The sequence below is a fragment of the Paraburkholderia humisilvae genome (assembly GCF_902859855.1).
Classification (GTDB): domain Bacteria; phylum Pseudomonadota; class Gammaproteobacteria; order Burkholderiales; family Burkholderiaceae; genus Paraburkholderia; species Paraburkholderia humisilvae.
This window is the reverse complement of sequence record NZ_CADIKH010000004.1, coordinates 318,928-331,844: the sequence shown is the minus strand read 5'-3', so window position 1 is coordinate 331,844 and position 12,917 is coordinate 318,928. Positions and strand designations below refer to the sequence as shown.

Here is a 12,917-nt window from a genome sequence, read left to right as displayed (position 1 = left end):
GTCGCGCCGCCGTCTCACGGCTGAGCATCAGATTGAACAGGTTGGCACGAAGCTGCGCGCGATGATGCCGTGGATCGCAAAGAACAAGCTCGTCGACCAGTCGAAGAACTAGACGAGCCAACGATGGACGCGCAAACGGGCGCGCAGCAAGATCAAGGTGAGGACGGACAACCGAGGACGTGAAGCAGGCGAAACGAGGCGGTGACGGATGACCGGCTCAAGGATAAGCAGATTCGGGAAGGTAAAACGATGACGAGATCGCGAGTACTGACGATCGATGACGACCCGACAACAGGCGTTGAAATCGTCGCGGAACTGAAAAATTACGGATTCTCCGTCGACTGGGTCGGCGATGGACGTGAAGCGCTGGCGCGCGCAATCGGCGGCGGTTACGACGCCATCACGCTCGAACGCATGTTGCCCGGCATCGACGGAATGAGCATTCTCGCCGCGATGCGCACTGTCGGGGTGCAAACGCCGGTGTTGATGCTGAACGTTCCTGGCGATGTCGACGAACGGATTCGCAGTCTGAGAGCACGGGGTGACGACTATCTGACGCGGCCGTACAACTCCGGCGAGTTGATGGCCCGTCTCGAAGAATTGATTCGTCGCAGCCAGGAACCGGGCCTCGGCGCGACGGTGTGTGCGAATTCGCTGTTGCGGGCCGGATCGCTCGCGCTCGACCTGGCCGCGCGCAAGGTCACGCGCGATGGCGCGGAAATCGCGTTACTGCCGACCGAATGCCGTGTACTCGAATTCATGATGCGTCACGTCGGGCAGACCGTGACCCGCATGATGTTGTTCGAGGCGGTCTGGAGCTATCACTTCGATCCGGGCACGAATCTGATCGAAGTGCACATGAGCAAGCTGCGCAAGAAGATCGACGTACCCGGTGAAGAGTCGATGCTAAAGACGGTGCGCGGTGCCGGATATGTATTGACGGTATAAGTGGCTGTGCGATTGCCATTGTTTAACGCAATAATGGCCGGAGTTTAATTCAATAGAATTAAGAACGCGGCAGGCTTTTTTGAGGCAGATTTGCGCTGCATGGTTTATTGCGGACTTGGGTGAATCAGCAGATTAATGATTCATCTGGATCCCAAAGGTTTGTAAAGCGGATTACTTTGCGGAAAGCCGGCATATGTCGGACGTTTCATATTCGGCATCGCGGATACTTCGTTAGGTGGAAAAGATGGTTCTCCTTAAACGAATACCGTTCGGTTGCCGTAAAGGTTCGCTTTGGTTAAGGTCATGCCTGCAAGGGAAACGACGGTATCGCCGCGTTCCCCTTCAGGTGCGTCGATGTGACGCGGAGGCTGGGCAGACAGGCTGCAGGCCCCGCGCAATGAGCAAAAAGATGCGTCGCAAGGATATCGAAATGATGTTGAGGCGGACGCGCGAAGCCGGTTGTTTGACGGTGCAAATACGAATGGCATTAGGCAAAGTGGACACTTCCCACGACACTCCGGCAGCAGCGCTGGCGACGGTTCGTTGGGGTGCTTTTACAGCACGGTCACGCAGGCGGCTTATGCTCCTTGCGTCTAATAGGGCTCCAGTGCTTTCTGGCATGACAACCCGGCAATTGACTTGCAATTGGACTGGTGATCAACAATGACTGCCTTCGTTTCTTTTTCTAATTGCGTTAGTCGGGATCAGAATGGATGCAACAGCAAACGTTTGCGATCGACGCTAAACTTCGTTTGCCGCCGATGTCTGCAAAATTACGCAGAGTCGACAGAACAGAAACGTCACGCGAGGAATTACGCCGATGAGCGTCGCAGATTTTCCCAGCATCCTTCCAGAATTGCTGCCGAGGTTGTGGGCGTTCGCGCTACGCATTTCTCGGGATCAGCACGATGCGGAAGATCTGGTGCAACGCGCGTGCTTGCGCGCACTCGAGCGGGCACACCAGTTGAAGCCGGATACGTCGCCGTTGAGCTGGATGTATTCGATCGTGCACACCACATGGATCAACGAATTGCGCGCGCGCAGCGTGCGCAGCCGGACAAGCGCGGAGTGGGACGACAGCTACCTGGAAACGGTCGCGGATCCTTCCGCGCCGGATCCTGAGGCGGATGCGCTCAACCGGCAGATCGTTCGTGCAGTCGAGCGATTGCCCGATGCGCAGCGCACCGTTATGCTGTTGGTAGTCGTCGAAGGGCTTAGTTATCAGGAGGCGGCCCAGGTTCTCGGAGTACCGGTAGGCACCATCATGAGCCGTCTGTCGCGCGCGCGGCAGGCCGTTGGGAGTCAGTTCGGCACGCGACAAGACCAAAAAGTGAAAGACAGCATCAAAGGGTAAGGAGACGGGGAATGAAGATTGACGACATCCTGTTGTTGTCGTACGTCGACGGCTTGCTGCCGGCTGACCAGAAACAACAGGTTGAAGAGGGGATCGGGTCGTCGGCTGAGCTCGCGGAACGTGTCGCATTGCTTCGGGCGTCTCGGCTACCTTATCAGAACGCTTTCGCGCATCAGAAGTTGCCTGATGTGCCCGAGCGTCTGGTAGCGCTGGTCGGCCGCATCGCGCGTGGTGATGAGCACGCGCAGTACGACGACGAGTGTGACGCGTCGACTGATCAGATTCGCTTTCACGCGAGTCCCGCGGGCCCGCCTCCGCCTGCCGCGGGCAGTCCGCCTGCGTGGCAGTTGCCGCGCCGCGCGCCGTTTCGCATTGCGCCGGCGTGGCTTGCGGTCGCGTTCGTCGCAGGTGCGTTCTGCTGGGGTGCGGTGTTCAGGCTGGCTGCGGATGCTCATTCCGGGTCCGGGATGTTCGACAACACGCCGCTCGCATCGCTGGCGGGTGGCGCATCGCCATGGGTGATCGCAGCCGCGGGATACCAGCAGCTGTATGCGAACGAAACGCTTGCGGAAGTACAGCCGGATATGGCGCAGTCAGCGCGTATCGTCGACGAAATCCGGCATGTGGATGGGCTCGACGTGCACGTGCCCGACCTGAGTGCGTCGGGCCTGACATTCAAGCGCGTGCAGCGCCTGCGCTTTCATGGCAAGCCGCTTGTGCAGATCGTTTATCTGCCGGCAACGGGCTCCGGCGCGCCGGTCGCGCTATGCGTGACGAAAGAAGCGAAGCCGGATCGTGCGATCGCCGAGCAAAGCATCGACGACATGAGCGTGATTACGTGGAGACAGGGTCAACTGGGCTACGCGCTGATCGGCAAACGCGACGGCATTGCGTTGCCCGATCTCGGCAAGATGCTGGCGGAAAATCGCAGCGGCCAGCTATTCGGTAAGGCATCGGTCGATTCACTGCTTTCGAGCATGACCTGATAGTGCGCATGCGCTGATCGAGCCATGCGGCCGACCTCGAGTCTGGAGTCGGCCGCATGGCTCGACTGCTTTATACGGCGCTGCGTGCGTTGTGTGCTCTACGCTACAACGGCGGCGACCCGAATCACGACAACACAAAGAACTTACCCAACAAGTGTAGCGGAATAGCGTTCCAGCGAATTCTCAATTTCTGTAGAGATTTTCTCGCTGAGAGAACGGTGCGCGGTGCGCGGTGCGCGCTCGCGAGGTGCCGCGAGGTGCGCGCCGTTCAGCCCATCGATTGCGCGGCATGCGGCCTTGCGCGCTCACGCGAGGTTGCCCGCGGCCGCATTAAAGGGTAGGCTTTTGCCCGGCTTGCGACCGCCCTGCATCCATTCGCGCACGGAAGATGTCATTGCTTCGACCACGCCGAATGTATCTTCGTGGTCGACGCTGAACTCGAGCATCAGGCCGTTCGGATCCTTGATATAGAGCGACGTGCAGAAGCCATGCTGCAGCATCAGCGGCTCGAAACCGGCCTTCGTTAGCCGCTGTTCGATTTCATCCTGGGTCGCGGCCTCGACGAGCAGCGAAATGTGCACGAAGAGCGACTGCTCCTTTTCTTTCCACGTCGCCTGTTTTTCAGGGTCATCGAATGTGAAGAACGCGAGCGTGCTGCCGTCGCCCAGCTCGTAAAACGCGTAGCCGATATCGACGTATGTATCGCCGATCCGCTCGCGTTCCACTTCATAAGCGACGAGCGGCAGACCGAGAATCTTTTCGTAAAAGTGGCGGGTCTGCTGGTGGTTGTCCGTCGTAAAGGCATGGTGATGCAAACGCATCGGAAGCTTCTTCAACGGTCGCACGGGCTTGTCTTTCACCGACTGATTCATCATTGCTTCAACTCCTTTGCTGCTGGATGTAAACACGAGGTGGCGCGTGTTGTGCCTCGCAGCCTTGCTAGCACGCAACTGGCTGAACCACCCGTGACGCTCCGATTCTGCTCGACGTCAAACGCACGCTGCTCACGTAAAACAACTGGCGCAGACGATTATTCCTGGGTAATCGCGCATGGCGGAGCGCAAATTTCGATGCACACGAAACGAACCGTTCGATACGCGCCAACGCGTTGTATCCGTTCGGGAATATCGATGAGACACCTGCGTTTCCGATAGGGATCAACGGGCTTCATACGCATGTCATCGAACGCGGGGCGGTGACGCGTGCATTACATTGAGGAAACAGAATCGTAGCGGACGCAACTATCCGTTGCGTCCTCGATCATGGTGCGCACGTCGATCATGGTGCGGTGCGGCATTGCGCGTTCGTGTGCTTGTCGCGCAGGCGTCGGACCCGAAGCCGGCTAGCACGCTACATCATGGGCATCGATGAGGTCGTGATGGTTTGCACATCGATACGTCCGTACACACCATTGGCTTCATTGTTCGGTCCGGCGGCAAAGAACAACGTGTTCATCGGCTGATTGTCGAGGCCGTTGCCGAACGCAATTCCCCACAAACCATCCTGGACGAACGCACTGCCATTCGACGTGTTGAGCGTCCCCATGAAAAGACCGCTCGACTGATCAAACGCGTTGATCTTCCCATCGCCGAAGTTGCCGATCAGCACCGCGTTGCTGAGCGAGCCGAAATTGGACGGTGCTTGCGTGATGCCCCATGGTGCGTTGAGTGGGCCACCCGATGCAAAGCGCTGCTTGAAATTCCCTTCGGTATCGAACACATCGACGAAGCCGAGTCCGGCACCGGCGACGTCGTCATGTGCAGCGGCGTCCTGCTGCGCGTAGGTGACGAAAAGCCTTGAGCCGATCGCCTGAATACCGAACGGCGCGAAGCCAGCGGGCAGCGACGGATCGTGGAAATTGCCCGGCATCGTCACCTTGTTGAAGGACCGGTCGAACACGTCGATCTTGTTGTTGTGAAAGTCGGTCGCGTAGAGAAAGTTGTTGCCGTTCGCGGACGCGAGCGCAAGGCCCTTGTAGACCGCGTCGCCCGTCCCGTCGTCGTGTTCGATCAGCGCGGCGGTGGGTTGGACGGCCGGCGCCCACGCGGTAATCGTGCCGCCTTCGCCGGCGAAGATAAATGCCGCCACGCCGCTCTTGCCGCCCTGGCTGATCATGAAGTCGCTCGTGCCGTTGAACACAATGCCGGTTGGATTCGTGGGTCCATTCGTACCATCTGGAATACTGACGACGAGCGATTGCGGGACGCCGTTGCCGTCGTAGAGCGTGGCGACATTGGTCCCGTTATCGGCGACCCAGACGAATCCATTCGGGTTGAATGCGACGCCCCACCCATTCTTCAGGTTCGGGTCCGTATGCGAGGCGGGGACTGCACCGTCCGAAACCAGGATGGTTTCAGCGAACGTTTGCATCATGTTGTTGCCCGACCCGGAGCCACTGCCGCCGCACGCGACCAGCATCGACAAAGACGTACCGCCGACGACGGCGCCTAACACCTTAAGCACAGACTTCATGGCCGCACTCCTCGGATACCCGGGTCGTTGTTACGGGACACTGAACGAAGTGCGCGTACGCTTTATTCCCGCTGCGACGAGACTATTTGCGTTGCATGGTTGGGTGACGCGCGCATTCGAAGCGTCGCGCGATGGGCGATGCGTCGCAATGCAAGGTCGGCATTCCATGGCGCAATGGCGTCGTCGCGTCGCGAGCGATATGATCGGTGCTCCAGAAGGAGCGACTGATGGATCGTTTGACGGCGATGGAAACCTTTGTCAGCGTGATCGAGGCCGGCTCGTTTTCCGGTGGTGCGCGACGCCTGAATGTCGGGCAGCCGGCGGTCTCGAAGTCGATTGCGCAACTCGAGGAGCGTCTCGGCGTGAGGCTCGTGATGCGCTCGACGCGCGGCCTTACGCCGACCGAAGCGGGCCAGCAGTACTACGAGCGCGCGAAGCGTGCGATCGAGGAGATCGACGAAGCGGAGCTCGCCGCGCGCGGCTCCGCCGCAGGCCTCTCCGGGCGTCTGCGGATCTGCGCCGCGGTCACGTTCGCGCGGCTGCATATCGTGCCGAAGATGAAATCGTTTCTCACACAGCATCCGGAATTGAACGTCGATGTTGTGCTCGACGATCGGAATGTCGACCTGCTGGAGGAAGGTATCGATGTCGCGTTCCGGATGGGGGCGCTCGACGATTCAAGCATGACCGCGCGCAAGATCGGACAGAGCGCGCGATTCGTGGTCGGCACGCCCGCGTACTTCAGCGCAGCGGGGATACCGCGCACGCCGGCCGAGCTTGCGTCGCACCAGGCCATCGTCTACGAGCAGCGCGGCGGCGGCACCGCATGGTCGTTCCGCCGCGGCAGTTCCGAAACGGCGGTGGCGGTCGGCGGCAGAATGCGTGTGACCGCCGCGGAAGGCGTGCGTGCGGCCGTGCTGGCGGACCTGGGCGTCGCGGTGGCGTCGGCGTGGATGTTCGCGCCGGAGCTCGCGAGCGGCGAAGTGCAAGCGGTGCTCACCGACTGGGCACTGCCGCCGATCGACCTGTGGGCAGTATTTCCGACCGGGCGGATGGCCAGTGCGAAGGCCCGCGCGTTTACCGCGTTTGTCGAAGCGACGCTTGGCGCCGATGGCGCAGCGGCAGCGGCATAGGTCCGGCATGTGCGCGGAGCGGGCCAAGGCGCCTCATGCAGATGACGCTTGCGCCTGCCGTAACGCCGGCAGCAGATCTTCGGGTTCCGGACGCTGCGTATAGTCGGGGTTGACTTCCGAGACCAGCACCACGCCATCCTGACCCACGAGATAGCGCGCCGGCATCGGCAGCGTCCAGCTCGTGTCGTGGTTGAACGCGGGCAAGTCGTTTTTCAACTGCCTGTAGAGTTCGATCAGATAGCCAGGCAGCGCGTAGCGCAAGCCGAACGCGGCTGCCAGGTCGTTGTGCGTGTCGCACAGAATCGGGAAGCTGAGCCGATTCATCCGCACAGCCTTCCGGCTATGCGCCGCGCTCTGCGGCGAGATGGCGATGACGCGCGCGCCGTGCGCGCGAAGCGCGGGCAGCGCCGCCTCGAGCGCCTGCAGTTCGAGATTGCCGTACGGGCACCAGACGCCCCGGCAGAAATCAATGACGAGCGGTCCTTGCGCAAGCAGACTCAACGAGGATACCGGCTTGCCATTGGGGCTGTTCAGCACGAATGCGGGTACGCGGTGGCCGGCTCTCAGCGCGCGTTCGGCCTGACGGGACGCGACCAGTTCGGCGGTCGCCCGTTCGATGATCCGGTGAACCTCGGGCGGTGCGAAGTAGGGCGCATGCCCGGCCTGGAAAGCGGCCGTGAAGGCGTCGAGTCTTGCTTGTAGAGACATCGAAGGTTCCTGTCGTGACTGACGATGCCCGTCCTGGAGCATCACAGCAACCATCGTCGGCGAACCGTTCTCCGCACGGTAGCGGCCGCGCGCGCATAACATTCATTCCGGCGAGGCATGACCGCGGCATGCGTAGGCGGCAGGCGGGCGCGGGCACGCTCGCGAAGTGCAATGTGAAAGGAAGCTTCAAGCAGATCAGGCGTATCAGGCGCTGTACCCCCACGCGAATGCATCGCCGTTACGCGTCACTCGCCCGACTGACGACTCCGGAAAATGCGCAGTGAACACCAGCGCGCCGCGCTCAGCGACGTAATCGAGCAGCCATCGCCGCGAACTGCGGGCACGCGCTCGGTCGAGCGCGACGGTCGAGCACCAGTCGGGCCGGTACACCTGCAGCGGATTGTGCATTACGTCGCCGCAAAAAAGCGCTTCTTCGCCTTCCGAGCGGATCGAAATGGCCATATGCGCGATGCTGTGCCCAGGCGTCGGGTGAAATTCGATACCGTCGAGAAACTCGCCGCCGCTCTCAGGAATCAGGGTTGCCTGGTTTGCTTCGACGACCGGCAACACGCTGTCCTCGAAAACCATCCGGCGGTTCTCCCCCGCGCGCGTTGCAAAGAAGTCCATTTCAGCGCGCGGAAACACATACTTCGCGCGGGGGAACGTGGGTATCCACCGGCCGTCGACGAACTGTGTGTTCCAGCCGACGTGGTCGGCATGTAAATGAGTGAGCAGCACATAATCGACGTCCGATGGCCGCACGCCGGCAAGCGCAAGGCGCTCGATAAACGACGTTTGCAGCTGGTCGAAGCGCGCATTGAACGGGCGGTACTTGCCGTTGCCGATGCCCGTGTCGATCAGCAGCGTGTGCCCGCCGGTGCGGACCACCCATGTATGCACGCTCAGTATCACTTCCTCCTGCTGTACATCGAGCGTGGCCGGCGACAGCAGCCGGCCCAATTCCGCACGGCAGATGGTGCGCCAGTTCGGATACAGAAACGACAGCGGCAGCGTAAACGCGGTTTCAGTGACACGCGTGATCGACACGTGGCCGATCTGATGAGAAACAGTTGTTAATGCCAATTTTGCCTCGAGACATCAGGCGTCGGCGTGCGGCGGGTTCCGCGCAAGGTTGCGATCAGCGGCGCGGCGTCGGCGCGCGCCGTTGCCGTGAGAAAACGCCAATTGTTGGCGTCCGGGCCGCGTACGTCTTGCGGATTCGCACAGAGTTTGTTGGATACGCAACGACATGCGACATGCCGTATACGGCCGGATATAGGGAACGTGCGCGTCCTAAGCGCGACGGCTACGCCACATATCGCGCACGTAGCGCGCTCCGCGCGCCCAGGGCGGATCGGCGAAAAGCACGAATGCGCCCGCCGCGAGGCAGCCGCAAGCGAGAAAGGTGCCGCGATAGCCGATGCCCGCGACCAGCAATCCTGACAGCACGCCGGACAGGATCGAACCGACGCGCGACGCGTTGAAGAACAGCGCGGTGGCGGCGCCCGGCTTGCTCGGCATCAGGTCCTGCACGTAGGTCATACCGAGGCACGAGGTGACGGCGACAACGAATGCGTTGAGCCCCTGCATCGGAATCAGCACGTTGATCGAACCGGCGGCCGCCATCGCGATGAAGTAGATCACATGCACGACGCAGCAGGCCGCCAGCCAACGGAGCTTGTTTAATGTTGCGCCGCGTGCGCCGAGCGCGAGCATCATCGGGATTTCAAGGAACGCGCCGAGGCCGAGCATGATCGACACGTCGATGCGCGTGCCGTGCAAGCCGCGCACGATGTAAAGCGGCAGCACGATCATCGTGGCGTTGGCGGCGAGCCCGATCAGCGTCAGGGCGAGCACCGAGCGCCAGATTTGCCGCATCGGCGCGCCTGCGTGCGTGTAGTCCGGTTGGATCGGGATTTCCGGCTCGGGCGTCGTGACTTCGAGTGACGACGCCGGGTCGCCGGGGACGTGCTCGGGCGCGCTATGCAGGTCACCACTGGGCACCTCGTGCATGCGCCAGATAATGGCCGCACAGCCCGCAAAGCTTGCGGCCGCGAACAGAAAGAGCCCATGAAAGCCCGCCGCCGCGAGCACCAGCGCGCCAAGCGATGGCCCGAACACCCACGCGACCGACAGCAGCGTACGCAGTGTCGCGGTGGCGAACGCGCGCTCGGCTTCGTCGCGCACCGGCAAGGCGGCGCGGCCGAACGCGAACACCAATGACAGCGCCGAACCGCTTGCGCCGAGAAACACGATGCCGATCACCAGCAGCGCACGGTACTCGCGCACGAAGCAGATCAGCAGATAGCCGAGCGCCGCGAGCACCAGCGCCGCAAGCAACAGCGACCGATGATGTCCATGCCGGTCGGACCACTTGCCGGCCCATGCGCTGGTTGCAACGCCGCTTGCGGCAATCAATGTCATGAACACGCCGAGCATCAGCGGCGTCATGCCGGCCTGCTCGACACCAAACAGCGACAGATACGGCGCGGTAAACGACATCGCGACGCCAAGCATCAGCGTCGCGGCCGCGAGGGGCATAAAAAACGGAATACGGGCGAGTGCGGCGAGTCGGGCGTTCATCGATTAGGGGGATCAGGGCGCTACGCGGCACGTGCGCCGAGCGAGATGGTAACGCGCATGGGGTGAGTCGTGGGCGCGGCGCGTATCGCTCAATGCATGAGGCATCGATCGCGGGTACGCATGCGGCGGCGGTGCGCCGTTCACGGCATAAACGCGCCCATCTTGGGGGGTGTCCGGTTATCGTCTTTCCTTCGTTTTATCCCTTTGTCGCGCCGAACGTCAGGCCCGTGACGAAGTGTTTCTGCATCGCGAAGAACATTAGAACCGACGGCAGCGCCGCGAGCACCGACCCGGCTGAGACGAGGTTCCATGCGGTCGTCCACTGGCCGCGCAACGCGGCGACGCCGACCGTGATCGGCGCCGCATCATCGCCTTGCGTGAGGCACAACGCCCAGAAGTAGTCGTTCCAGACGAAGGTGAAGACGAGAATGCCGAGTGCGGCGAGTGCCGGACGCACGAGCGGCAACACGATGCGTGCGTAGACCGCCCATTCACTCGCGCCTTCCACGCGTGCCGCTTCGATCAGTTCGTACGGCAACTGGCGGATGAAATTGCGCAGGAACAGTGTGCAAAAGCCGGTCTGGAATGCGATGTGGAACAGGACCAGCCCCCAGACGGTGTTATAGAGGCCGAAGTCGAGCGTCAACTGACGCACCGGAATCATCAGGATCTGCACCGGCACGAAGTTGCCCGCGACGAACACCGCGAGCAGCACCATATTGCCGCGGAACCGGTAGTTCGCCAGCGCGTGGCCTGCCATCGACGCAAGAAAGATCGCCACTGCAACCGACGGCAGCGTAATCAGCACGCTGTTGAGGAAGTAATGCAGCATCGGCGTTTCGGTGAGCGCGACCCGATAGTTCTCGATCAGCGCAAACTGCTTCGGCCAGCCCCAGTAGTTGCCGGCGGACAGTTCATCGCTTGAGCGGATCGACGTGGTCAGCACGGCCAGCAACGGCAGCAGCCACAGCAGCAGCGCGAACGGCAGCGATATCTTGTACAGCAGGCGGTTGCCGGGGCGCCAGCGCGAAACGGGCATCGGATACATCGCGTTTCCTCAGGATTCGCTGCGCACGAGCCGGCGCAGCTGCCACACAATAAAGGCGAGCATGATCAGGAACAGCACGACCGCGATCGACGCGGAATAGCCTTCGCGGTAGTACTTGATCGCCTGGTCGTACATGTAATAGGCAAGCACGGTGGAACTGTCGAACGGGCCGCCGCTGCTCATCACCGAAATCAGATCGAAGCTACGCAGCGCGCCGATCACCGTCAGCACGAACGCCATGAAGGTGGCAGGCCGCAATTGCGGCAGGATCACATGCCATAGCAGTTTGAAGCCCTGTGCGCCTTCCATGCGCGCGGCCTCGATGACTTCGGCATTGATGCCGGTGAGGCCGGTCAGATACAGAATCATGCAGAAAGGAATTTGCGGCCATAGCGCGGCGAAGATGATTCCGTAGGTCACGTAGCGCGGATCGCCGAGCACCGGAATGCCGTGCCCGATGATCATCTTGAGCAAGCCGAACGTCGGGTCGTAGAACCAGCTGAACACGAGACCGACGACCACACCCGGCAGCACGAACGGCGCGAAGAAGAGCGACTTCACAAGCCGGATGCCGCGTACGCTCTGATTCAGATAGAGCGCGAACGCGAGGCCAATGGGCGGCGCGAGCAGAAAAAGCACGAGCCACAGCACATTGTTCTTCAATGCGACGTAGAACGTGTCGGAGCGCAGCAGCTCCGCATAGTTCGCGAGGCCGATGAAAGTGCGCGGCGTCATGCCGTCCCAGTTGTAAAAGCTGAGCGCGATGCTGCTCAGCACGGGGTACACGACGTAGAGCGCGAAGATCAGCGCGCCGGGCAGCAGAAACAGCAGCGCCGCGCGATTGCGCCGCCGGTTCAGCGGCGCACGGCGCTTGCGCCGGATGCGGCTCGCGCCCGCGGCGGGTTCGGACAGGGTCGTGGACATTCGGTTTCCTCGCGCGAGACGACTGCGCACGGGCCGTGGGTGACGGCGGATGCGTCCAGGGAAGCGTTCCGCGCCGGCTTGGCCCGACTCAAGCGGGTTCGCGGCACAGAAGAAAAAAGTAGCCGACCCGTTCAGCGCACGCAACCTTTGGATGGTCGTCTTAATATGTGGGTAGCGCGCATCGCTTTCGAATGTTTCAAACCTGTCCCGCCGCGCGTTGCGGCGCACCGCACAAAACGCGCTCAGGTCGGCGTGTTCCAGCCAGTTGATTGGCAATGCAGACGATCGACGATGACACGTACAGACAACCGTGGAACGGAATTGCGAGCGAGCGTGCCGCGCGTCACGAGGCCGTTCGAGTTGAGATTTGTTGAATGGAAGAACGAGGAAATCCGAGGCGTTATTGAATAGCCGATGCCGACGCATGCACTCCGCCGCCAATGCGGATAGGGAGAAAAGCGTGCCCGGCCTTCGACAGGACAGTGTTTCACTTAACGCACGGAATTTCTCATGAAGGCTAGCATCACGACGTTGACCGCACTCCTCACGCTCGCCTCAAGCATGGCAGTTCATGCACAAACGAACAGCGAAGCCCCACCGAAGCAGCAGAGCGCCGCGCCGGCGCAAACGTCACAGTGGTCGGCAACGAGCCCACCGAATGTGGAAAAGACCCGCGCTCAGGTCTACGCGGAACTCGTGCAAGCGCAACGTGATGGACAGATTGCCACGCTGAACCGGACCGTCTATGCGCATCACTAAAC

The 12,917-nt window shown here is 61.4% G+C and carries 12 protein-coding genes and 1 pseudogene; 6 read left to right on the top strand and 7 right to left on the bottom strand.

Features of this window, described 5'->3' with window-relative positions; all coding sequences use genetic code 11:
- The 4 genes and pseudogenes from HV796_RS06020 to HV796_RS06005 form a co-directional block, all read left to right on the top strand.
- Positions 1–112 (top strand): annotated as a pseudogene (locus HV796_RS06020) (ketol-acid reductoisomerase); the annotation flags it as partial.
- Positions 113–249: 137 nt separating this feature from the next.
- Positions 250–948: a response regulator transcription factor gene (locus tag HV796_RS06015; protein ID WP_175225537.1), complete on the top strand. Its 699-nt coding sequence runs from the start codon at positions 250–252 to the stop codon at positions 946–948.
- Positions 949–1,768: 820 nt separating this feature from the next.
- Positions 1,769–2,302: an RNA polymerase sigma factor gene (locus tag HV796_RS06010; protein WP_075160886.1), complete on the top strand. Its 534-nt coding sequence runs from the start codon at positions 1,769–1,771 to the stop codon at positions 2,300–2,302.
- Between the two features lie 11 nt (positions 2,303–2,313).
- The gene (locus tag HV796_RS06005; protein WP_175225536.1) at positions 2,314–3,288 is read left to right on the top strand and encodes an anti-sigma factor family protein; all 975 of its coding nucleotides are present in this window, start codon (positions 2,314–2,316) and stop codon (positions 3,286–3,288) included.
- A 305-nt stretch (positions 3,289–3,593) separates the two neighbouring features.
- On the opposite strand, the gene HV796_RS06000 is transcribed toward HV796_RS06005, so the two are convergent.
- Positions 3,594–4,163 (bottom strand): VOC family protein, encoded by a 570-nt coding sequence (locus tag HV796_RS06000; protein WP_175225535.1) that lies wholly within the window; start codon positions 4,161–4,163, stop codon positions 3,594–3,596.
- 475 nt (positions 4,164–4,638) lie between these two features.
- Complete coding sequence (locus tag HV796_RS05995; RefSeq protein WP_175225534.1) at positions 4,639–5,760, bottom strand: TIGR03118 family protein; 1,122 nt, start codon at positions 5,758–5,760, stop codon at positions 4,639–4,641.
- Between the two features lie 227 nt (positions 5,761–5,987).
- Between HV796_RS05995 and HV796_RS05990 the strand changes: the two genes are divergently transcribed.
- A complete protein-coding gene (locus HV796_RS05990; RefSeq protein ID WP_175225533.1) occupies positions 5,988–6,893 on the top strand; it encodes a LysR family transcriptional regulator in 906 nt (301 codons plus the stop codon).
- 33 nt (positions 6,894–6,926) lie between these two features.
- Here the strand turns inward: HV796_RS05990 and HV796_RS05985 are convergent, their stop codons facing one another.
- The 5 genes from HV796_RS05985 to HV796_RS05965 form a co-directional block, all read right to left on the bottom strand.
- Positions 6,927–7,601 carry a peroxiredoxin-like family protein gene (locus HV796_RS05985; RefSeq protein WP_175225532.1) on the bottom strand — a complete coding sequence of 225 codons (675 nt, stop codon included), beginning with the start codon at positions 7,599–7,601 and terminating at the stop codon, positions 6,927–6,929.
- 204 nt (positions 7,602–7,805) lie between these two features.
- Positions 7,806–8,684, bottom strand: a complete 879-nt coding sequence (locus HV796_RS05980) for an MBL fold metallo-hydrolase (protein ID WP_175225531.1) — start codon at positions 8,682–8,684, stop codon at positions 7,806–7,808.
- Positions 8,685–8,894: 210 nt separating this feature from the next.
- A complete protein-coding gene (locus HV796_RS05975) occupies positions 8,895–10,184 on the bottom strand; it encodes a sugar efflux transporter (protein WP_175225530.1) in 1,290 nt (429 codons plus the stop codon).
- A gap of 196 nt (positions 10,185–10,380) precedes the next feature.
- Entirely contained in the window at positions 10,381–11,232 is an 852-nt protein-coding gene (locus HV796_RS05970) for a carbohydrate ABC transporter permease (protein WP_175225529.1), read from the bottom strand.
- A 9-nt stretch (positions 11,233–11,241) separates the two neighbouring features.
- Positions 11,242–12,156, bottom strand: coding sequence for a carbohydrate ABC transporter permease (locus tag HV796_RS05965; protein ID WP_175225528.1), 915 nt, complete (start codon positions 12,154–12,156; stop codon positions 11,242–11,244).
- 510 nt (positions 12,157–12,666) lie between these two features.
- Between HV796_RS05965 and HV796_RS05960 the strand changes: the two genes are divergently transcribed.
- The gene (locus HV796_RS05960) at positions 12,667–12,915 is read left to right on the top strand and encodes a DUF4148 domain-containing protein (RefSeq protein WP_175225527.1); all 249 of its coding nucleotides are present in this window, start codon (positions 12,667–12,669) and stop codon (positions 12,913–12,915) included.
- The last annotated feature ends 2 nt before the right edge of the window (positions 12,916–12,917 follow it).